The organism is Polynucleobacter sp. MWH-UH23A (assembly GCF_040409805.1).
Classification (GTDB): domain Bacteria; phylum Pseudomonadota; class Gammaproteobacteria; order Burkholderiales; family Burkholderiaceae; genus Polynucleobacter.
The window spans coordinates 1,317,913-1,338,817 of the sequence record NZ_CP099572.1 but is presented as its reverse complement, the minus strand read 5'-3'; the positions used below and the strand labels follow the sequence as shown (position 1 = coordinate 1,338,817).

23 protein-coding genes and 1 other RNA gene are annotated in these 20,905 nt (G+C 45.4%); 20 read left to right on the top strand and 4 right to left on the bottom strand.

Annotated elements, in window-relative coordinates:
- The first annotated feature begins 26 nt into the window (after window positions 1-26).
- Genes NHB35_RS06970 through NHB35_RS06960 form a run of 3 tightly spaced genes read left to right on the top strand, consistent with a single transcriptional unit; the run spans window position 27 to window position 2,976 of the window.
- Window positions 27-908, top strand: a complete 882-nt coding sequence (locus NHB35_RS06970; RefSeq protein ID WP_353431653.1) for an oxaloacetate decarboxylase — start codon at window positions 27-29, stop codon at window positions 906-908.
- A 52-nt stretch (window positions 909-960) separates the two neighbouring features.
- The gene (locus NHB35_RS06965) at window positions 961-1,926 is read left to right on the top strand and encodes a tripartite tricarboxylate transporter substrate binding protein (protein WP_353431652.1); all 966 of its coding nucleotides are present in this window, start codon (window positions 961-963) and stop codon (window positions 1,924-1,926) included.
- A gap of 60 nt (window positions 1,927-1,986) precedes the next feature.
- Window positions 1,987-2,976 (top strand): sulfurtransferase, encoded by a 990-nt coding sequence (locus NHB35_RS06960; RefSeq protein WP_353431651.1) that lies wholly within the window; start codon window positions 1,987-1,989, stop codon window positions 2,974-2,976.
- Window positions 2,977-3,031: 55 nt separating this feature from the next.
- Here the strand turns inward: NHB35_RS06960 and NHB35_RS06955 are convergent, their stop codons facing one another.
- Window positions 3,032-4,048: a tripartite tricarboxylate transporter substrate binding protein gene (locus NHB35_RS06955; RefSeq protein WP_353431650.1), complete on the bottom strand. Its 1,017-nt coding sequence runs from the start codon at window positions 4,046-4,048 to the stop codon at window positions 3,032-3,034.
- Between the two features lie 169 nt (window positions 4,049-4,217).
- Between NHB35_RS06955 and araD the strand changes: the two genes are divergently transcribed.
- The 12 genes from araD to NHB35_RS06895 all read left to right on the top strand — a co-directional run bounded on the left by araD (window position 4,218) and on the right by NHB35_RS06895 (window position 16,737).
- Entirely contained in the window at window positions 4,218-5,957 is a 1,740-nt protein-coding gene (gene araD, locus NHB35_RS06950; protein ID WP_353431649.1) for an L-arabinonate dehydratase, read from the top strand.
- Between the two features lie 217 nt (window positions 5,958-6,174).
- Window positions 6,175-7,326 (top strand): branched-chain amino acid ABC transporter substrate-binding protein, encoded by a 1,152-nt coding sequence (locus NHB35_RS06945; protein WP_353431648.1) that lies wholly within the window; start codon window positions 6,175-6,177, stop codon window positions 7,324-7,326.
- A gap of 40 nt (window positions 7,327-7,366) precedes the next feature.
- Window positions 7,367-8,299 (top strand): branched-chain amino acid ABC transporter permease, encoded by a 933-nt coding sequence (locus tag NHB35_RS06940; RefSeq protein ID WP_353431647.1) that lies wholly within the window; start codon window positions 7,367-7,369, stop codon window positions 8,297-8,299.
- 2 nt (window positions 8,300-8,301) lie between these two features.
- Window positions 8,302-9,444 carry a branched-chain amino acid ABC transporter permease gene (locus NHB35_RS06935; RefSeq protein WP_353431646.1) on the top strand — a complete coding sequence of 381 codons (1,143 nt, stop codon included), beginning with the start codon at window positions 8,302-8,304 and terminating at the stop codon, window positions 9,442-9,444.
- Window positions 9,441-10,238 carry an ABC transporter ATP-binding protein gene (locus NHB35_RS06930; RefSeq protein ID WP_353431645.1) on the top strand — a complete coding sequence of 266 codons (798 nt, stop codon included), beginning with the start codon at window positions 9,441-9,443 and terminating at the stop codon, window positions 10,236-10,238. The genes NHB35_RS06935 and NHB35_RS06930 overlap by 4 nt, the downstream gene beginning before the upstream one ends.
- A 2-nt stretch (window positions 10,239-10,240) precedes the next feature.
- Window positions 10,241-10,948, top strand: a complete 708-nt coding sequence (locus tag NHB35_RS06925) for an ABC transporter ATP-binding protein (RefSeq protein ID WP_353431644.1) — start codon at window positions 10,241-10,243, stop codon at window positions 10,946-10,948.
- Window positions 10,949-11,006: 58 nt separating this feature from the next.
- Window positions 11,007-12,155, top strand: a complete 1,149-nt coding sequence (locus tag NHB35_RS06920) for a M20 family metallopeptidase (protein WP_353431643.1) — start codon at window positions 11,007-11,009, stop codon at window positions 12,153-12,155.
- Window positions 12,152-13,459, top strand: a complete 1,308-nt coding sequence (locus tag NHB35_RS06915; RefSeq protein ID WP_353431642.1) for an amidase — start codon at window positions 12,152-12,154, stop codon at window positions 13,457-13,459. Before NHB35_RS06920 ends, NHB35_RS06915 begins: the two co-directional genes overlap by 4 nt.
- 70 nt (window positions 13,460-13,529) lie before the next feature.
- Window positions 13,530-14,447, top strand: coding sequence for an SMP-30/gluconolactonase/LRE family protein (locus tag NHB35_RS06910; protein WP_353431641.1), 918 nt, complete (start codon window positions 13,530-13,532; stop codon window positions 14,445-14,447).
- A 2-nt stretch (window positions 14,448-14,449) separates the two neighbouring features.
- Window positions 14,450-15,508, top strand: a complete 1,059-nt coding sequence (locus NHB35_RS06905) for an Ldh family oxidoreductase (protein WP_353431640.1) — start codon at window positions 14,450-14,452, stop codon at window positions 15,506-15,508.
- 27 nt (window positions 15,509-15,535) lie between these two features.
- The gene (locus tag NHB35_RS06900; RefSeq protein WP_353431639.1) at window positions 15,536-16,501 is read left to right on the top strand and encodes a tripartite tricarboxylate transporter substrate binding protein; all 966 of its coding nucleotides are present in this window, start codon (window positions 15,536-15,538) and stop codon (window positions 16,499-16,501) included.
- A 104-nt stretch (window positions 16,502-16,605) separates the two neighbouring features.
- The gene (locus NHB35_RS06895) at window positions 16,606-16,737 is read left to right on the top strand and encodes a hypothetical protein (protein ID WP_353431638.1); all 132 of its coding nucleotides are present in this window, start codon (window positions 16,606-16,608) and stop codon (window positions 16,735-16,737) included.
- Between the two features lie 77 nt (window positions 16,738-16,814).
- Here NHB35_RS06895 and ffs read toward each other — a convergent pair.
- Window positions 16,815-16,913, bottom strand: an RNA gene (gene ffs / locus NHB35_RS06890) — signal recognition particle sRNA small type.
- Window positions 16,914-16,945: 32 nt separating this feature from the next.
- On the opposite strand from ffs, the gene dnaX reads away from it, so the two are divergent.
- The 5 genes from dnaX (at window position 16,946) to NHB35_RS06865 (ending at window position 20,218) form a co-directional block, all read left to right on the top strand.
- Window positions 16,946-18,607, top strand: coding sequence for a DNA polymerase III subunit gamma/tau (dnaX, locus tag NHB35_RS06885; protein ID WP_353431637.1), 1,662 nt, complete (start codon window positions 16,946-16,948; stop codon window positions 18,605-18,607).
- Between the two features lie 55 nt (window positions 18,608-18,662).
- Window positions 18,663-18,986 (top strand): YbaB/EbfC family nucleoid-associated protein, encoded by a 324-nt coding sequence (locus tag NHB35_RS06880; RefSeq protein ID WP_173955967.1) that lies wholly within the window; start codon window positions 18,663-18,665, stop codon window positions 18,984-18,986.
- A 20-nt stretch (window positions 18,987-19,006) separates the two neighbouring features.
- Entirely contained in the window at window positions 19,007-19,621 is a 615-nt protein-coding gene (gene recR, locus NHB35_RS06875) for a recombination mediator RecR (RefSeq protein ID WP_353431636.1), read from the top strand.
- On the top strand, window positions 19,622-19,840 hold the full coding sequence (locus NHB35_RS06870; RefSeq protein WP_353431635.1) for a hypothetical protein: 219 nt from the start codon (window positions 19,622-19,624) through the stop codon (window positions 19,838-19,840).
- 105 nt (window positions 19,841-19,945) lie between these two features.
- Complete coding sequence (locus NHB35_RS06865; protein WP_353431634.1) at window positions 19,946-20,218, top strand: nucleotidyltransferase family protein; 273 nt, start codon at window positions 19,946-19,948, stop codon at window positions 20,216-20,218.
- Window positions 20,219-20,268: 50 nt separating this feature from the next.
- Here the strand turns inward: NHB35_RS06865 and NHB35_RS06860 are convergent, their stop codons facing one another.
- Both NHB35_RS06860 and NHB35_RS06855 read right to left on the bottom strand, forming a co-directional pair.
- Window positions 20,269-20,550, bottom strand: a complete 282-nt coding sequence (locus tag NHB35_RS06860) for a type II toxin-antitoxin system YafQ family toxin (RefSeq protein ID WP_353431633.1) — start codon at window positions 20,548-20,550, stop codon at window positions 20,269-20,271.
- Window positions 20,537-20,800 (bottom strand): type II toxin-antitoxin system RelB/DinJ family antitoxin, encoded by a 264-nt coding sequence (locus NHB35_RS06855; RefSeq protein ID WP_353431632.1) that lies wholly within the window; start codon window positions 20,798-20,800, stop codon window positions 20,537-20,539. The genes NHB35_RS06860 and NHB35_RS06855 overlap by 14 nt, the downstream gene beginning before the upstream one ends.
- Window positions 20,801-20,905 lie beyond the last annotated feature (105 nt).

Below are 20,905 nucleotides of genomic sequence, written 5' to 3'. Positions count from 1 at the left end.
TATAATTCTGTAAAAAGGAGACTACCATGCCACAACAAGATGGCTCAACCCATTTGGGCACCAAGCTGCGCCGACTCATTAATGAGAGAAGGGGATTGCTAGTTCCTGGAGCAGGCAATGCATTAGCAGCAAGAGTGATTGAAGATGCTGGATTTGAGGCAGTCTATTTAAGTGGAGCAGGTCTCACCAATCAGTTTTATGGCATTCCCGATTTAGGTTTTATTAGCCTGAATGATGTTGCGTCGCACACTGCTGCCATTCGGGATGTGATTCAACTACCCCTCATTGTAGATATCGATGTTGGGTTTGGTAATGCGGTAAATGTGCATCACACTATTAAAGTGCTAGAGAGATCTGGTGCTAACGCAGTACAAATAGAAGATCAGGCTATGCCCAAGCGTTGTGGTCACTTCGCTGGCAAAAGTATTATTAGCAAAGAAGAGATGTGCGGAAAAATCAAAGCCGCAGTAGACGCTAGAGTGCATGATGACTTTTTAATCATAGCTAGAACAGATGCTAGATCGATCAATGGATTACAAGATGCTCTAGATAGAGCTCAAGCCTACGCGCAAGCTGGCGCTGATATGACCTTCATTGAAGCGCCAGAGAGCGTAGAAGAAATGAAGATCATTGCAGCACAAACCTATTGCCCACAGCTAATCAATATGGTGATTGGCGGCAAGACCCCATCACTTTCTCAGCAAGAGCTAGCGCAAATGGGTTTTGGGATTGTGTTGTATGCCAATGCCGCTTTACAAGGTGCGGTGCATGGTATGAACCAAGCCCTAAATCATTTAAAGCAGACGGGCGAACTCAAAGAAGACCCCAATTTAGTTGCTACTTTTGCTCAGCGTCAAAGTGTTGTCAAAAAAGAAGACTTTGATGCCCTAGAAAAGAAGTTCTCATAAATAAACCCAACCTAACTCAACTCAACCCAACCTAGTCGCTACTAATACCATCATGAAACTATCAAAAATTCTTATAGCGTTTATTTCCATGTTCATTGCTACATCTGCGCTTGCTGCAGACCCATGGCCCAATCGCCCGATTAAATTTGTGGTGGGCTTTGGTCCTGGTGGTGCAAATGACCTAGTAGCACGCGCTGTTGCAGAGGCCGTAGGTAAGCAACTAGGGCAGCCGGTAATCGTAGAGAACAAGCCGGGCGCAGGTTCTGTGTTGGGTGGTGACTATGTTGCTAAGAGTGCGCCAGATGGTTATACCTTCTACGCTGGTGCAGCGGGTGGCGTAGTGACCATTCCGATGCTTCGTAACAGCATGCCGTATAAGCAAGAAGACTTGGTGCCAGTAGGCATGATGGCGGTGAGCCCATCGATCATTGTGGTGAATAGCGATTCACCGATTCAGAACTTTAAAGATTTACTGGCAAAAGCAAAGAATAAGCCTGGCGTAACATTTGCAACGGCAGGCTCTGGTAGCACCCCACACTTCGTGGCAGAGATGCTCAAGATTTATGCTGGTGGTGGTAATTATGAAATCATTCCTTACAAGAGTGGATCAGAAGGTGTGTTTGCAGTGGTCTCTAAACAAGTAGATGCCACATCAGAGGCCAGCGTCGTGGTCTTGCCACAAATCGAAGGTGGCAAACTCAGGCCAATCGCCTCTACATGGAATAAACGTATTACCCGTTTACCAAACGTGCCAACTACTAAAGAGTTGGGTTACCCCAATATCTTCATTGGTCACTGGTCAGGTATCTTTGCCCCTAAAGGCACCTCACCTGAGATCATTGCCAAGATGAACCAGGCAATTAACGCATCTTTAGATACCAATGCACTCAAGTCTCGATTGATTCCGCAAGGTATTGAACCAGCTCCAGGCTCACAAGCAGACTTTATTAAGTTCTTGAATGAAGAGCGTAAGCGTCTGCAACCGATCGTAAAGAGCGCCAATATGAAGGATGAGTGAAGGATGAGTAAAGACTCATTCATCATGTATTTAGATCTGATTTATTAAAAGGAAGACCCAGTGAGAAAACTCTTATTTATCCTATTGGCATCCATTGCTACTGGCGTATTTGCTCAGGACGCAGCAGTTATTGTTCAAACGGATCAAGTGCAACAGGCACTTGCACGTGGCGTGATTATTTGGGACGTTCGAGACGAAAAGAGTTATCTCGATGGCCATATCCCAGGAGCAATTAATATTGGCGACGCTGGTGCTGTATTGCGAGACCCCAATAAGGAAGACTACATAGCGCTAGAACAGATCGAGAAGATCTTCAATGCAGCTGGCTTGGATGTGAATCAGGAAGTAGTGGTCTATGGCTCAAGAGGTAATCCCTATAGCTACTTTGGCTTGTACACCATTAAATACTTTGGTGGCAAAAATGCTCAGATCTATCATGATGGTATTGATGGCTGGAAGCAAGCAGGCCTACCTATTCAGAAAGAGCGTACAAGTCTCAAACCAGTATCAGTGGCCTTGGTGCCACAAAAGCAGCTCGTGGTGAGCAATGAAGAGATGCTCAAATTGGCGCAGTCCAAATCGGTACAGATCATTGATGCAAGAACACCCGATGAATATTCGGGTAAGGACATTCGCGCCATTCGTGGTGGGCATATTCCAAATGCGATCAATGTGCCATTTGAAGATAACTGGCAGGACCCAGCAACAGGAGTGAAGCTGAGCAAAAAACAGGTAAGCGATAACTCAGGAATGGCGCTGAAAAACACAGCCGATCTGAAAAAACTCTACGCGAATCTAGATCCTGATAAAGAGACAGTGGTGTATTGTCAAAGTGGAGTCCGTGCATCTGAGACGGCAACGGTTCTCAAGAGTCTAGGATTTAAGAAGGTGAAGGTCTACGACTCATCCTGGCTAGGTTGGGGTAATAACCTCAAGGCACCTGTCGCCGATGAGACATTCTTAAATGTGGGCGCACTCAATGCCAAGATGGCTGCCATGCAAAACAAGATCAATCAGTTAGAAGAAGCGCTGAAAGCTAAAAATAACTAAAAGTAACTAAAAGTAAGTAAGCAGAATAGTTGTCTTCATAACTATTCTGCTTGAATTATTCTGGCTTAATTCCAGATTTCTTAATTAGGTTGGTCCAGAGTTCAATTTCTGATTTCAAGAAATTGTTGTACGCATTTGCACCCAATGGTGGAATGACAAAACCGACTGACTCAATCCGTTGTTTCACTTCAGGAGTTTGTAGTGCTTGAATCATGGCAGCTTCTAATTTATCGAGTACTGGTTTAGGTGTTCCCTTGGGTGCGCTAATACCAGCCCAAGACAATGCTTGGAATCCTGGGTAGCCACTTTCAGCTACTGTAGGAATAGTTGGGTACAAAGGATTGCGTTGCAAGCTACTGACTGCAATCGGACGCAGTTTGCCAGCGGCAACGTAAGATAATGCGGCATCTTGGTTAATAAAGATCATAGGAATCTCATTACCCAAAAGGGCATTCATTAAAGGACCGCCGCCGCGATAAGGGATGCCAACAATTGGTAATGGATTGCAGTTCAGTTTCTTTTTAGGATCTGCGCAGGTGGCTGTTGCTTGCCGTAGTAACTCCATAGCCATATGGCCTGATGAGGCATAGGTGTAGCCATAGTCAAGCTTGCCGGGATTGGCTCTTGCAAAGTCAACGATATCTTTCAATGTTTTAAACGGACGGTCAGGGTTTACTACCAAGACATTAGGGCCGAGATCAATCAGAGAGATGTGTGCAAAATCTTTCATTGAGTCATATTTGAGATTGGGGTCAAGGCCGTGAGCTACTGCATTTTGTCCAACGCCTGTCATCACTAAGGTATAGCCATCGGGCTGTGCACCTGCAGCTCGTTCGGCGCCAATAACGCCACCACCACCAGCGACGTTCTCAATCACAAAGGCTTGTTTGAAAATTTTGGTTAGTTGCTCAGCTGAAATGCGCGCCATCAGATCGGTGGTGCCACCAGGGGGGAAGGGAACAATAATTTTGACAGGCTTATTCGGATATTCCGATTGGGCGATGGCTGTCAGCGAGCCAAAGCAAGCCAAACAGGAAATGCACAGGGTTTTAATCCATAAAGAAAGCTTCATCTAGTCTCCATTCCCGTATTTTTAGGGTTTTTTATTTAGGTCTTGATGCTCTGTTTGTAGTAGGGTAATTAAATGGTTAGCAGAAAACAAGTGCAGGAATACCCTTTCTGCAATTTCCAGCATTAATATAGGCTTTTACATTTATTCTCATATTGATTCATAGGCGCCTATGTCCAAAAAGACCAAAGAATCCTTACGTAGTGCTCGCTGGTTTGCACCAGATGATTTGCGTTCCTTTGGCCATCGCTCTAGAGCCATGCAAATGGGTTATGGACCAGAGGATTGGGCAGGTAAACCAGTCATTGCCATCATTAATACTTGGTCTGATATCAATCCTTGTCATACACACTTCAAGCAACGAGTAGAGGATGTGAAGCGCGGCATATTGCAAGCCGGTGGCTTCCCATTGGAGCTGCCTGCAATTTCATTAGCAGAGCAATACGTCAAACCTACCACCATGCTCTATCGCAATATGCTCGCGATGGAAACAGAAGAATTGATTCGTTCGCATCCAGTCGATGGCGCAGTTCTCATGGGCGGCTGTGACAAGACCACACCAGGTTTAGTAATGGGCGCTTTATCTGCGGGTCTACCGTTTGTCTATTTACCCGCTGGACCAATGTTGCGTGGCAACTGGAAAGGCAAGGTCTTAGGTTCAGGTTCAGATGCATGGAAATATTGGGATGAGCGCCGTGCAGGCAATATCTCTGAGGCGCAGTGGTTAGAAGTGGAGGGTGGTATTGCCCGTAGTCATGGCACCTGTATGACCATGGGCACTGCTGCCACCATGATGGGCATTGCTGAGGCGCTAGGACTAACCTTGCCAGGCGCATCGAGTATTCCAGCAGCAGATGCGAGCCATCCTCGTATGGCAGCTGCTTGCGGCAGAAGAATCGTAGGGATGGTGTGGGAAGACCTCACGCCAGTAAAAGTACTCAGTAAAACCAATTTCTTAAACGCGATTAATGCAGCGATGGCGATGGGTTGTAGTACCAATGCCATTATTCATTTGATTGCCATGTCTCGTCGTGCGGGCGCAGATTGCACCGTGACCTTAAATGATTTTGACCAGGCTAGCAGAAAAGTTCCCGTCATTGCCAACATTCGACCAAGTGGTGACAAGTATCTGATGGAAGATTTTTACTATGCAGGCGGAATGCCAGCACTTTTAAAACAGATGGGCAGTCATCTGAACCCAAGTGCGATGACCATCACGGGAAAAACCATTGGCGAGAATATAAAAGATGCGCAAGTGCATAACGATGATGTCATTCGACCATTAGATAAAGCCATTTACCAAGAGGGCGCGCTAGCAGTTCTTAAGGGAAATATCGCACCAGGTGGCGCAGTGATTAAGCCAAGCGCCTGTGCCGAGAAGTTCCTTAAACACACTGGCCCAGCATTGGTATTTGATAGCTACCCAGAAATGAAAAAAGCTGTCGAGGATGAAAACCTCGATGTGACAGAGAATCACATTCTAGTTTTAAGAAACGCGGGCCCTAAAGGTGGTCCCGGTATGCCAGAGTGGGGCATGCTACCCATTCCAGTGAAGTTAGTTAAGCAAGGTGTACGTGACATGCTGCGCTTATCTGATGCTCGCATGAGTGGTACTAGTTATGGCGCTTGCATCTTGCATGCCTCGCCCGAGTCTTATATAGGTGGACCATTAGCTTTAGTGAAAACGGGTGATCTGATTACCGTAGATGTACCAAACAGAAAAATACATCTAGAGATTAGTGATGAAGAGCTCGCCCAGAGAAAAGCAAAGTGGGTAGCACCAGAACCCAAATATGAAAGAGGTTATGGCTGGATGTTTAGCCGCCACATTTTGCAAGCAGAGGATGGATGCGATTTTGATTTCCTGGAAACCAGTTTTGGTAAACCAGTGCCTGAGCCAGACATTTTTTAAAAAATGAGACTTAAGCCTAGTCCGTTGCCCAAATGCTCAATTAATTGGCTCTGTGGGTTCACCAAATTGGGTAATGGGTGTTTTATATAGGTGCACATAGCACCGAGTGACTGCTTGTCCGTACTACTTTGCGATTTTTATAAGTTGTATATTCAAATTTAAGAGCTTTGCTACACTAAGAAAAAAGCAGTACTACCTATAAATAAGGAGATCCAGCATGAAATCACGTATTTCTACGTTGTTTGTAGCCCTAGTTATCAGTATTTCAGGGAGTGTATCTGCCAAAGATACCGTCAAAATCGCCTATATTGGACCTTTAACAGGGGGTGTTTCAGCCAATGGTATTGGTGGTCGAAACTCTGCTGATTTGGCGGTTCGATTAAAGAACCAGGACCCAAATGCAAAGTACAAGTACGAACTAGTTGCGGCTGATGATGAATGCAAACCGAACGTAGGTGTACAGGTTGCAACCAAGATCGCTTCAGATAGTTCAATTATTGCTGGTGTTACTCACTACTGTTCTGCAGTTGCTATGAGTACGGTCGACGTTTATCACAAGTTTGGCTTGCCTGTCATGGTGTGGGGTGCAGTTTTGCCTGAAATTACCTACGCCAACAACTACAAAGAAGTTCACCGTGTTAATGGCACCATGATTAACCAAAACGAAGTTGCAGCAAAGTTTCTTACAGGGCTTGGCTACAAGAAGTGGGTCATCATTCATGACACCACTGACTACGGTAAAGGTCACAATAAATATTTCTCCCAATATCTCACCAAAAATGGTGGACAGATTTTGGGAACCTTTGGTGTTACTGCAGATCAGCAGGATTTCACGGCTGAGTTGACCAAAGTAAAAGAGTTAAAGCCTGAGGTAGTCTATTTCGGAGGTTTGACTCCTATCGGTATCCGCATTCGTACCCAGATGGATCGTCTGGGTATTAAGGCTGTATTTGAAGGCACATCTGGAATTAAGTCTGATGCCTACATTGAGGGCTTGGGCAAACTCTCTGAAGGTTCGCTCTCATTTATTGAAGGCGCTCCATGGGAGAAGTTACCAGGCGGTCTCGGGTTTATTGCTAAATACAATCAACAAAAATATCCTGATGCTCCAGAGGCATACGGACCATTTGCCTACACTGCAGCAACTCTGATTATTGATGCGATCGAAAAGGCTGGACCTGATCGCAAGAAAGTCATGGCAGTGCTGAACAACACCCAAAATGTGGAAACGATTATTGGTAAGGTAAGTTTTGACGATCATCGACAAAATATCGTTCCTTTGATTTCCAAATATGTTGCGCAAGATGGCAAATGGGTTGTTTGGGAAGATAGTTTGTATGCCAAAGGACAGCGTAAGCTAGGTCAATAATTCTTCATAGATTTTCTAGCTAAGAGGAAAGTGTTCTAGCGTGTCATTTGATATTTTTTTGCAGTATCTTCTTAATGGGTTGATGCTGGGCGTTATATACGCAATTGTGGCGGTCGGCTTCACCCTGTACTTTGGTGTTCTGGACGTTATTAAGTTTTCGCATGGCGATATCTTGATGGTGGGGGCCTTTGCTGGCCTCACCACTTATATTGGCATTGCTGGAACTTTTGAATCTCCATGGTTGCAGCTGCTTGTGCTGGTGTTAGTAAGCCTTTCGATAGCGGCATTTCTTGGTGCAATCATTGCGCGCTATTTGATTCTGCCTCTCCAAAAAGCACCCCCAATTAATACATTGCTAGTTACTTTGATGTTGGGCTTGGCTTTGCGTGAGTTGGTTCGCTTGTTTTATCCAAATGGATCCAATCCAAAACCATTCCCAAGGCTCCTTCCGAGTGATGGGATTGCTATTGGAGAATTCATATTGCGCTCGGATAGTTTGATTCTTCTAGCTACTGGTGTGATTACGATTCTTGCTGTGCAGAGGCTGATTACCAAAAGCAAGGTCGGATTAGCGATTCGCGCAGTTGCGCAAGATAGTGAAACTGCACGCATCATGGGCATTAACTTTCGACAAATTGTGCTGATTACTTTTATGCTGGGATCTGCATTGGCTGCGCTAGCAGGTTTGATGAATGGCTTGTATTACAACGAAGTCAATTTCAGTATGGGCTTACTTTTAGGTGTGATTGGATTCTCTGCTGCAGTTGTTGGTGGTTTAGGTAATTTCTATGGAGCGATTGTTGGCGGCTTCTTATTTGCCGCTCTTCAAACGGTTGGGGCAGTACTGCTGCCAGCAATCTTGCCCAGCGTTCCGAGCGCATACAAAGATGTATTCGCATTTGCGGTGATCATCATCATTATGGGATTAAAGCCAACTGGTTTGATCTCAGAAAAATCCAGTGAGCGAGTGTAAGTATGAAATTGCTAATCTCTACTTTCATCGTTTGCTTAATTTATTGCATCTTGTTACTTGGCGCTGAAAACCAGTTGGAGGTGGGCGCTTTGGTCGCGATTGCTTTTGTTGCGAGTGTAGTTGGTAAGAAAACTGGGTTCATGGATCGCCTGGCTGTTGCAGTCAGTCATCGTCCAGGCTTTCCGGCAACTGCTTCAGTGATTGGTGTCTTGGTCATGATGGTGGTGTTTCATAACTCCCATTTCGCTTTGTTGATGCTGGCAACGGTATTGATTTATTCCATCGTTTGCTTGGGTCTTAATATTCAGTTTGGCTACGTAGGTATTGTGAACTTTGCGGGTGCCGCATTCTTTGGTATTGGAAGCTATACCGCCGCAGTTTTAGCTACGCATACCGCAGTACCGCATTTATTGGTGCTGCTCATTGCGGCAACGATCTCAGCTTTGATTGGCTCCATCCTGATTTATCCAGTGCTGAGAACGCGTGGTCATTATGCTGCGCTAGTCACTATTGCTTTTGGTATTTTGTTCCGCAACTTCTTAGAGGTAAACGACACCCTAGGTGGTCCGCAAGGCTTAAAAATTCCACCATTAACCATTTTTGGCTGGAATCTTTCTAATGGGCTTGAGGTGGGTGGTGTTGAGCTGTCCTTCTATATTCCTTATTTAGTGATCGCCTTGGTTCTGCTGATTGCAACCTTCCGGATTACTCGCAATTTAGAGCGCTCATGGATCGGCTTGAGTATGGATATGGTTCGTACGGATGAGATTGCCGCTTCTACCTTTGGAGTCAACATAGCCTATTGGAAAATTGTTGCGTTTACTCTGGGTAACTTTGTTGCAGGCTTGGCTGGTGCGCTCTACGGCATGATGACAGCCTATGTGGCGCCAAATAACTTCACTTTTGCTGATTCTTTGATTCTGGTTTCGATTGTGATTCTTGGTGGCATTGGAAACCCATGGGGAATTATTCCTGCAGCCGCGATTGTGGTGATTCTGCCGGAGAAATTACAGTTTATTCAGGAGTATCGCTTTCTGCTGTATGCAATCGTAGTGATTTTGATTTTGCTATTCCGTCCCGATGGTTTATTGCCAAGACGTGTTCGCCAGTATTTTCCTGCCGGTAAAGCGGGAGGAAAAGAATGAGCCAGCAATCTTTGAATTCCAAGACTAAATTGTTAGAAGCGCAAGATCTCACCATGCGTTTTGGTGGTGTTACAGCGCTGGACTCCTTGAATTTGCATGTGAATGAAGGCGAGGTTCTAGGTCTTTTAGGCCCTAATGGATCTGGTAAGACAACATTTTTTAATGTCATCACAGGCTTGTATCGCGCTAGTTCTGGACACGTGCATTTTCGTGGTCAAGATTTGACTGATGCAAGTGCGCAGCAGGTTTATCTGAATGCCATCACTAGAACATTCCAACGTTCACGCTTGTCCTTACCATTAACGGTATTTGACAACATTGCTATAGGCGATAATCGTCGCCTAAATACGGGTTTAATCTTTAATTTAATCTCTCGCAAGGCGTTCAAGGCTGAGTATGAAGGAGTGGTTCAGCAGGTAGAAAGCCTGTTAAAAACTTTCAACCCTAAATTGGCTCCAAAAATATTTGAACCTGTTGCTAGTTTGCCAATGATTGATCGACGTCGTATTGAGATTTGCCGAGCCTTAATCAGCGAGCCTGATCTCTTGTTATTGGATGAGCCATCCGCAGGTATGACGCACGACGAAACTGCGGAAGTGATGAATGATATTTTGCAGGTGCGAAGCAAAATCAAGCCCTTTACGATTATTTTGATCGAGCACGAGATGGGCTTAATTCAGCGCATGACTGAGCGTTGTATCGTTCTGAATTACGGTAAAAAGATTGCCGAAGGCACTTATGATGAAATCGTGAGCAACCGCGAAGTTCAGGTTGCCTATTTGGGGCAGGAATAATTATGGCCTTATTAGAAATCGACCATATCTATACAGCCTACGATCGGATTGATGTTCTAGAAGACGTATCGATTCAAGTCGAGCGTGGACAAATCACTTGTATCTTAGGTGCCAATGGCGCTGGCAAATCCACTCTCATTCGATCTATCCTGGGTTTAACTCCAGCCAATCGTGGCAAGATTACTTTTAATGGTGCGGACATCACGCATTTAGCTACTCACCGCATTATTGGTCAAGGTATTGCTTGTGTGCCGGAAGGGCGTCGTGTTTTTCCTCGAATGACAGTTGATGAAAATTTATCAGCAGGCGCATATCTAATCGGCGATCAAAAGGTCATACAGGAGCGCCGCGAACGGGTAAAGACTTTATTTCCGCGTCTAGCTGAACGCTCTAATCAATTAGCGGGGACGATGTCTGGCGGTGAGCAAGCCATGTTGGCAATTGGCCGTAGCTTAATGAGCTCTCCCGAACTTCTCATTTTTGATGAGCCTTCTTTAGGTCTTTCCCCTTTATTTGTGAAAGAGAACTTCAAGATCATCAAAGAAATCAATCAAATGGGTACGACAGTCTTACTGGTTGAGCAAAATGTCCGTCAAACCTTAGCGATTTCGCATCGCGGCTATGTGATTGCGAAAGGTCAGGTCGTGGCGCAGGGTAGCGCCACTGATCTTGCTGAAAATGCAGAGGTGCAAGCCGCCTATTTTGGTTAAGTCTATTTAACTAGGTTTCCTCAACTAAGCACCCTCAACCTAATTTGCTCGAATGCACATGATGACTATTCCTGATCCGATTGCACTAACCCAAGAGCTGATTCGATTTAATACGGTTAATCCTCCTGGTAATGAAGACCAGATTTGTAATTTTCTAGTAAGCATTTTGGAGTCGGCCGGTTTTGAGTGTCGCAAGATTGAGTTTGCCCCACGGCGGATGAGTCTAGTTGCCAAAATTGGCGCTTGTAGCCCTGCAAATCCAAGTATTTGCTTTACTGGTCATGTAGACGTTGTTCCATTAGGAGCTCGCTCTTGGAAGCATGAACCATTTGCCGGTGTAATTGAGGATGGCAAATTATTCGGTCGTGGCTCTAGCGATATGAAGAGCGGCGTTGCTGCTTTTATTGTTGCTGCCATGAAAACCGCGCAAACTGCTAAAGCAGGTGGTGGTGTCAGCATGATTATTACTGCGGGAGAAGAGACGGGTTGTGAAGGGGCGTTTCATCTTGCAGCGAGTGATGAGATTCTCAAATTTTTAGGTCCTGCTGGTTGTTTTGTTGTTGCAGAACCTACTGCCAATGAGCCACTGCTGGGTCACAAGGGCGCTTATTGGCTCAAAGCTTCTACTGAGGGTGTTACTGCTCATGGATCAATGCCAGAGCGTGGTGACAATGCATTCTATAAATTGGCAAAAGCGGCGATCACTCTTGAGCAATTTACTTTTGATACCCCAGCGCATCCCATGATGGGGCAAGGTACATTGAATGTGGGTACTGCTAAAACGGGTTTAAATATCAACTCTGTGCCTGATGCTGCCGAAATGACTTTAGATATTCGTACGGTAGCGGGGCAGAGTCACAAACATATATACGGCTGTCTATGTAAAGCTCTTGGCCCGGTTGTGAAACTAGAAACTATCATTGATATAGAAGGCGTTTACACACCTGCAAATGATCCTTGGATGGCAAAAGTATTTGACCGTTGTGAGCAAGTCAATGGCGTTAGACCAACTGAAAAAACGGTTTCTTACTTTACGGACGCTTCTGCGCTAAAGCCTGCTATCGGTAATCCTCCAACAGTCATTCTGGGGCCTGGACAGCCAGAGATGGCGCATCAAACCGATGAATTTTGCTACGTAGACAAAATTACCGATGCCACCCAAATTTTTGAAGACCTGATTACCGATTGGCAGCAATCCGGAAAATGAAGAATAGTCACCAAGCTGTAGGTTTAATCGCAGTAGCCAAACAAATTGATGCGCACCAACTTGATCCAAAAAACTTACTGAAGAATGCATTTGAGTTAGCCAATCAATTGGAGCCAAACTTAAAGGCTTTTGTTTCTAGGCATTCACTAGAAGATTTAATCAAGTCGATTGCACCAGGCCCTTTATCGGGTATTCCAATTGGTATCAAAGACATTATTAACACTCAAGATTTGCCAACTACCAACGGCTCACCAATCTACGCCAATCATCGTCCATTGCAAGATGCACCGATTGTGCAAAAGATCCGCGCTTTAGGTGGAATTGTTTTTGGTAAGACAGTAACTACTCAATTTGCCTGGAAAACTCCAGGCCCAACGGTCAATCCCCACAATTCCGCTCATACCCCTGGTGGTTCTTCTAGTGGATCTGCGGTAGCAGTCGCTGCTGGCATAGTCCCGCTGGCCCTGGGTACACAGACGGTGGGCTCGATTGTCAGACCTGCTGCATTTTGTGGGGTCGTGGGATTTAAGCCAAGTTTTGGTGCCATCTCAAAAGAAGGTGCCCATCCACTTTCATATGCATTGGATCACATTGGGTTTTTTACTCGATCAGTAGAGGATGTCGCATATGCCTATCAATTGCTCAAAGAGGGCAGCGCTTATCAGGGTGCCAAAACAAAGGTAAACGACGTAGCGCAATTGAGCACCAACCATATGCCGAAGATTGCATTGCTCAAAACACCGTTTGATCACTTAATGAGTGCTGAGCAAGAGCATGCGATCCAAACGGCGATCAAAAAATTGCAACAAGCGGGCGCAAGTGTAGAGACAGTAGAGTTGCCTAAGCAATACTGGGATGGTGTAAATCAAATGTCGACGATTATGGCTTATGAGGCTGCGCAGATACACCGCGAACATCTACAAAATCATTTAGGACTTCTTTGCGAAAACATCAAAGAGCTTGCTGCCAAAGGGGCAGATTACTCCCAGGCTGAGTATGAAGCTGCATTAAACCAGCAGGCACAGTTACGCAAATCAGTCAGCGAGATATTCAAAGAATTTGATGGATTGTTACTAGCACCGGCAACGGGCGAGGCCCCCAGAGATCTGACATGGACAGGCGATCCGTCTTTCTGTGCTCTTGGTAGCTACTTAGGCATTCCGGCAATTAATCTGCCAGCAGGTACATCAGCCAATGGATTGCCCCTCGGAATTCAATTGATGGGTAATTACCAAGAAGATGAGGCTTTGCTAAGTGCTGCAAAATTCTTAGAGGGTGTTTTGGTATCTGAAGTAAAGAAATAGCAGGCGATCTAAATTTCTTTTTGATCTTTAGTTGTATTCTAATAACCAATCATTAAATTTCGGAGATTTGATGTTTAAAGCGCCACCTTCTGTGAGCACAGAAGTTTTTACAACTGTTCCAAAAGAATTCCGAAAGCCCGGACAAGCTCCTGCAGAAAGAATCGCAGCAGGGAAGAGCACCCTAAAAACCGACACCTACATCGAAGGTCCTTCATTTGATCGTGCCGGCAATCTGTATTTTGTGGATATTGCATTTGGCAGAATCTATAGATCCAACCCAGCAGGAGAAGTTGAATTACTCATCGAGTACGACGGTGAGCCCAATGGATTAAAAATCCATCGAGATGGACGCATATTTGTAGCCGATCATAAAAATGGTTTGATGCTCTTTGATCCTCAAGCCAAAGCAATCAAGCCTTTGCTCACAAGTTTTAATGCAGAGCCATTTAAAGGCTTGAACGATCTATTTTTTACTAGCAATGGTGACCTTTACTTCACCGATCAAGGTCGGACGGGACTGCAAGATCCTAGTGGCAGAGTATTTCGGATGACCTCCCAGGGGGAGGTGTCCTGTTTATTGAGTAACGCACCCAGCCCCAATGGGATTGTTTTGAGTGCAAATGGTAGTCATCTCTATATTGCGGTCACGCGATCCAATAGTATTTGGCGCACCATGCTACTGCAGGATGGATCAATTACCCGCGTTGGTAATTTCATTCAAATGTCTGGAGGATCTGGCCCTGATGGACTGGCATTAGATCAAGAGGGTAATTTATATGTTGCCCATGCTGGCATGGGGGTTGTCTGGAAATTTTCACCAAAGGGTGAACCTTTACTCCGAATTAATTCTTGTGCGGGGAATATGACAACCAATTTGGCGTTTGGCGGGAAGGATAGCCGCGACTTATTTATCACCGAGACAGACTCTGGCTCAATACTGACCGCCCGAATGGATGCACCAGGGCAAACACTCTTTTCACATCAATAAATATGACCGATATAAAAGATTATGTGCCACATGGCGAGTTAATTCAGTTTGCTAAGGCGGTTTATCAAAGCGTTGGCTTGAGTGAAGAAGATGCTTTGTTGGCAGCCGACACCCTAGTGCAGGCTGAGTTATGGGGTCATTCATCGCATGGTATGTTGCGATTGGCATGGTATTACGCCAGGCTCAAATCCGGGGCCATGAAGCCCGTTACCAATACTTCCTTGTTGGTGGATTCGCAGGCAATTGCAGTGATGGATGGTCATGATGGTGTTGGGCAAGTCATTGCAAAGCGTGCCATGCTGGAATCAGTCAAGCGAGCAAAGCAACATAGCGTTGGTATTGTCTCAGTTCGCAACTCCAATCATTTCGGTACCTGCATGTATTTCACGCGAATGGCTGCTCAGCAAGGATGTATCTCGATATTGATGAGTAATGCAGGTCCTAATATGGCGCCATGGGGTGGAAGACAAAAAAAGATTGGTACTAATCCTTGGTCTATTGCGGTACCTGCAGGCAAGCATGGCGCGGTAGTAATGGACATGGCTAATTCAGGAGTGGCGCGCGGAAAAATCTATCTCGCTCAAAAACGTCGTCAAAGTATCCCGGCGGATTGGGCAATTGATAAAGAAGGACGTCCTACAACAGACCCCCAAGCGGCTATTGAGGGCTTCATATTGCCGATGGCAGGCCATAAAGGATATGTCATGGGTGTGATGGTTGATATTTTGTCCGGGGTTTTATCGGGAAGTGCGTTTTTAGATCAAGTGCATGGACCATATGATCCAGTCAATAAGAGTGGTGCAGGGCACTTTATTGTTTCTTTGAATGTGGAGGCATTTCAACCACTTGCTGAGTTTGAGGCGCGGATTGATGATTACATTCGATCATTAAAGGATGTGCCGTTAGCTGAAGGTCACAAGCAAATTTATTTCCCAGGCGAAATGGAAAATCAGGCAGATATTCGCAATAGGCAAATGGGCCTACATCTGCCGGAAGATACAAAACAGAGCTTGATCCAGGTCGCAAAAGAATCTGGTCAAGAAAAATATTTACCGTTCTAACGATATCCCAAAGAAGGACTAAGTGATATGAAAAAAATACTACTGATAGTTTCATTATGGTTGACCGTAACTTCGGCTTTTGCTCAAACTACCCCAGCTACATGGCCTAATCGCCCAGTCAAAATTATTTCTGGTTTAGGACCTGGCAGCAGCATGGATCTGGTAGCCAGAACGATCGCACCATCTTTATCTGAAATTTGGGGGCAACCTGTGGTTGTTGAGAATAAGACAGGTGCGGCAGGTAACGTGGCAGCAACTTATGTTGCGGGGGTAGAGGATGATCACACTATCTTGATTGCGCAAAATGCCATCACAATTAGCGCCTCTTTTTATCCTAAGCTTGGATACAACTTGAAAAAAGATTTGAAGCCCGTTACACAAATTACCTCAATGCCGCTGGTAGTAATTGTGAACAAAGATATTCCAGTAAAGACCTTAAAAGAATTTATTGAGTACGCAAAGAAAAGACCAGATCAATTGAACTTTAGCTCAGCTGGCATTGGTAATGCCGATCATATGGCTGCGGAATTGCTCAATGCTAAAGCGGGCATCACCATGACCCATGTGCCATTTACTAGTGGCGCTTTGGCATTGAATGCACTTATGGCTGGCGATGTTCAAATGTATTTACCTGGATTACCAGTGAGCTTGTCAAACATTCAGGCTGGCAAGGTAAAGGCTTTAGCGGTCACCACTACTAAGCGGGCCTCTGCATTACCTGATGTGCCTACTGTAGCTGAGGCTGCCATCCCTGGATACTCAATGCCTCTTTGGTATGGGTTCTTTACTAACAATGCAATGTCTGATGCTATAGCGTCTAAGGTGGCGCAAGATACTGCCAAAGCACTAAAATCACCCGAGATGCAATCTAAGGTGGCTGCAAACGGAATTGATTTAGTTGGCAGCTCTCCAGATGCATTTAAGAAATTCGTTAATGGTGAAGTTGAACTCTGGGCGCAAGTGATTAAAAGTCGAAATCTGAAGTCGGATTGATTCAAGGGTTCACGAACTTTCCTACAACTTATTCATACCCTTCTTATATTTATTATTCTGCGATTTAAATACGCTGAATCTTTCTATATAGAGGAGGGTTCGGTTTGCAAGTATCTGTCGAGTGCACCCATAAGACATTGCGTCTTTTCAAGATTCAGTTAGACGTACGAACCGTCGTTGTTTTGCTCATCATTTGGATGATTTGGGGCATCTTTCGGATTTTGAAGATTTTTTAGGAAAGCTAAATGTTGCTTTGGGGGCTACATTTGTTGTCAATATGGCAACGCTCGCGAATACGAAGGTAGAAAATAGGGTGGATGAGCCAAACCCCCGGCACTGGCAGAAATTGGGTTTGGCTGCTTCGTTCCCGACCTGACCAGGTTATCCAACCCACCATGCGGGGAGGCCCATCCAATTCCATTTTAGCTTGTTAGAATGTAGAACATGACAGCACTGGCATTAGCCCGTTCGTGGCGCCCCAAAACATTCTCTGAGCTTATTGGACAAGACCATGTGGTTAAGGCCTTAACCCATGCTTTAGATCAGGGTCGCTTACACCATGCATGGCTATTTACTGGCACCCGTGGAGTAGGCAAGACCACAATTTCTCGAATCATGGCTAAGGCACTCAATTGCACTGGTGCCGATGGTTCCGGAAAGATGACCTCTGAGCCTTGCGGAAAATGTCCTGCCTGTATGGAAATAGATGCGGGTCGCTTTGTCGATTACATCGAGATGGACGCTGCTAGTAATCGTGGTGTCGATGACATTGCTTCTTTATTAGAGAAGGCGGCATATGCACCAAGTAATGGTCGCTATAAGGTTTACATGATTGACGAGGTGCACATGCTCACCAATCATGCTTTCAATGCCATGCTTAAAACATTGGAAGAGCCTCCAGAGCACGTCAAATTTATTCTGGCAACGACTGACCCCCAAAAGATTCCGGTCACTATCTTGTCTCGTTGCTTGCAGTTCAATCTCAAGCAAATGCCTGTACCACTCATCGTTGAGCACCTAGAAAAGGTCCTTGCCGCTGAAAAAGTCGCCTATGAAGTCAATGCCTTACGGGTATTGGCTAAAGCAGCCCAAGGCTCGATGCGCGATGCACTCTCATTAACAGACCAAGCGATTGCTTACGCCGCAGGCAAGGTGACTGAAGAATCAGTGCGTGGCATGCTCGGCACCTTAGATGATGCTTATCTCATTCGTATTCTGGATTGCTTAATTGCTAAAGATGGCGCAAGCCTTCTAGCAGTCGCCAATGAAATGTGTGAGCGCAGCATGTCTTTCTCACTCGCCTTACAAGATTTATCCAGCTTGTTACAAAAGATTGCAGCAGCGCAAGTCGTGCCAGAGTCTGTACTAGATGATTGGCCAGAAGCAAGTGAGATCCGTCGCTTAGCTGGTCAGCTCACAAAAGAAGAAGCCCAACTCTTTTATCAAATCACCATTACCAGCCGTCCTGACTTATCACTCGCACCTGATGAGCAAACTGGCTTTGCCATGACCTTATTGCGTATGTTGGCGTTTCGTCCTGGAAGCTCAGGAAGCTCAGGGAGCACAGCACCATCTGCGCCACCAGTAAATACAGCGCGTCCAGCATCAACACCCTCTGCTGCACCAAAGTCAGTGGCGCCAGCAAACCGTGCTGCCCCGGCGGCGCCTGTGGCTAAAACTTCTACTCCAGCCCCAGCCGCCCCAGCAAACGCTGGACCAGTAGATCGTCCCGACTGGCATGGTTTGATGCGTCAATTGCCTGTACGTGGCTTAGTGCAGCAGTTGGCATTTCAGACAGAGTTGCAAGATTGGAATGATTCAACAAACGGGATTAAAGCGGTGGTTGTGACACCAATGCCGCAACTTGCATCTGAAGCATCGATTGCGCGTTTAGCCGATGCCTTAACTACTCACTTTGGTAAGACTGTCAAAGTCATTATTGAAAAGGGTGAAGTGGAAGGCAAGACCGTAGCGAAGGTTGATGCCCAGATTCATCAAGAGAAAAGATTAAATGCAGAACAAATGATTGCAGCCGATCCATTTATTCAGCAATTAGAAAAAGAGTTTGGCGCCAAGGTAGTCGGTGGCTCAGTTAAGCCGCTATAAGACTCCTTTGAGGCAATCTCTTAAATTCATATATAAGTAATAAGGAAAAGAAGTCATGATGAAAGGTGGACTTGCTGGCTTGATGAAACAAGCTCAGCAGATGCAAGAGAAGATGAAAACTGCGCAGGCTGAGCTTGCTGCGCTAGAGGTCACTGGCCAAGCTGCTGGTGGTTTAGTAAAAGTAACCGTCTCTGGCAAGTATGAGCTCAAGCGCGTGCAAATCGATCCAGGCGCAATGGATGACAGAGAGATGTTAGAAGACCTTATCGTCACGGCATATACCGAAGCATTTAAGCAAGTAGAAGCAGCTAGCGCGCAATTGATGTCTGGCGCAACAGCAGGCATGCCAATGCCTCCCGGCTTTAAGTTGCCTTTCTAAATCATTAGTCACTTAAGTTCATGGCGCGTCACGAAGCACCTACTGATGCACTCGGTCGATTGATCGAAGCATTAAGAGTCCTGCCTGGGGTAGGACCCAAGTCTGCGCAGCGCATGGCTTTCTATTTATTGCAGCATGACCGCAATGGCGCTGCGGTATTGGCCGAGTCTTTAGGTGAAGCCGTTGAAAGGGTAGGTCATTGCACCCGTTGCAATACTTTTTCTGAAACACCCATTTGCACCACTTGCTCCGATGGTCGTCGCGATCCGTCTTTGCTCTGTATTGTTGAGACGCCTGCTGACCAAGTGATGATTGAGCAAACCTTAAGCTTTAAAGGTAATTACTTTGTGCTCATGGGCCGAATTTCACCGCTCGATGGTATGGGCCCGAATGAAATTCATTTTGACCGCTTACTAGCTCGTATTGAAAACCCAGATACCGGTGTGCCCATTCGAGAAGTAGTGCTTGCTACTAACTTTACGAGTGAGGGCGAGGCTACCGCTCATTACATTGGTGAAGTACTGAAAACCAAAGGCATCAAAGTCACGCGCATTGCCCGTGGTATTCCAGTGGGCGGTGAGCTTGAGTATGTGGATGCAGGCACGCTTGCTAGAGCCTTGATGGACCGTCGATAGATGTCTAGAAGTATCAGGCTATCAACAGAGCTTGTTCAAGCAGCAGAAGTGGTAGCGCAACATAATCAACGAACGACCGCTGGGCAGATTGAATTCTGGGTTCGTCTGGGTAGGGCATTAGAGGAAAATCCTGATCTATCAACCCAAATGTTGCTAGATGTATTGATAGGTATTGAAGAGATCAATCAGGGCAAAACCCGAAAATATAGATTCAATTAGTTGCATAGCACCATCTATTCACCCCTTTAAATAGGGGAAATAGCTGTTTATGTTGATATCTCTTAAAAATGTTTGGATGATTTGCGCATGAGATTATCTGTCATTATGAACACCCATCGTGCTGAGATTCGCTCCATTATTGAGGCGCATCATGCTACTAATGCACGTGTATTTGGTTCGGTTGCCACCGCAACAGATGTTGAAGGTAGCGACTTAGACATACTGGTTGATCCAACGCCTGAGACCACTTTATTTGATATTGGTACGATTCGTTACAAATTAAGGCAATTACTAGGGGTGCCCGTTGATGTATTAACCCCAAATGCATTGCCAGAACATTTTCGAAATTCAATCATTTCACAAGCAATGCCAATATAAGCTGTAATCTGCTAGGTAATAAATAATTAAATCAGCCCCACTCTAATTGCTCAGAGGCTCAATTGACTATGAGAGCCCAAGCGGACTAATTGCAAGGTGATGTCATCTGGCTTTCTGTAGAGCAGAATGAGGTCGGGCTTGATGTGACAGTCTCGATGATCTTTCCAGTCACCAGTTAATGCATGATCGCAATAACGGGTTGGTAACGAAACATCACTCGCTAGCATTTGAATCGCTGACTTGATATCAATTGCTAAAGTTCTTTTATGTATTCCTTTTGATTCTCTTTTGTAATCGCGCTTAAATTTGTTTGTGTATTCAATCGTCCGCATTCAAATCAGTCATTAGGTCATCGACAGAAGAAAAGGATTTCAACTTTCCTTTTCTCGCTTCTTTCATGGCCTCAATGGTTTCTTCATTCGGAATAAGTGGTTCGAAAGGTAATGCCTTTTCTTTTGCCACTCTTGTCATCATGATGCGAAAAGCGTCAGAAGGGGTTAGACCCATCGCCGCCAAGACGGCAGTGGCTTCCTCTTTGATATTTCCATTAATTCGCGCTCTAACAACCGCATTTGCAGTCATGGATCATCCTTTCACATCTATTGAGCTACATTGTAGCTCAAAATGATGCCTTTCTGCATTAGAAACCATTAAAAGCCATGTATTGAAAGCTTAATGAGGCTATTA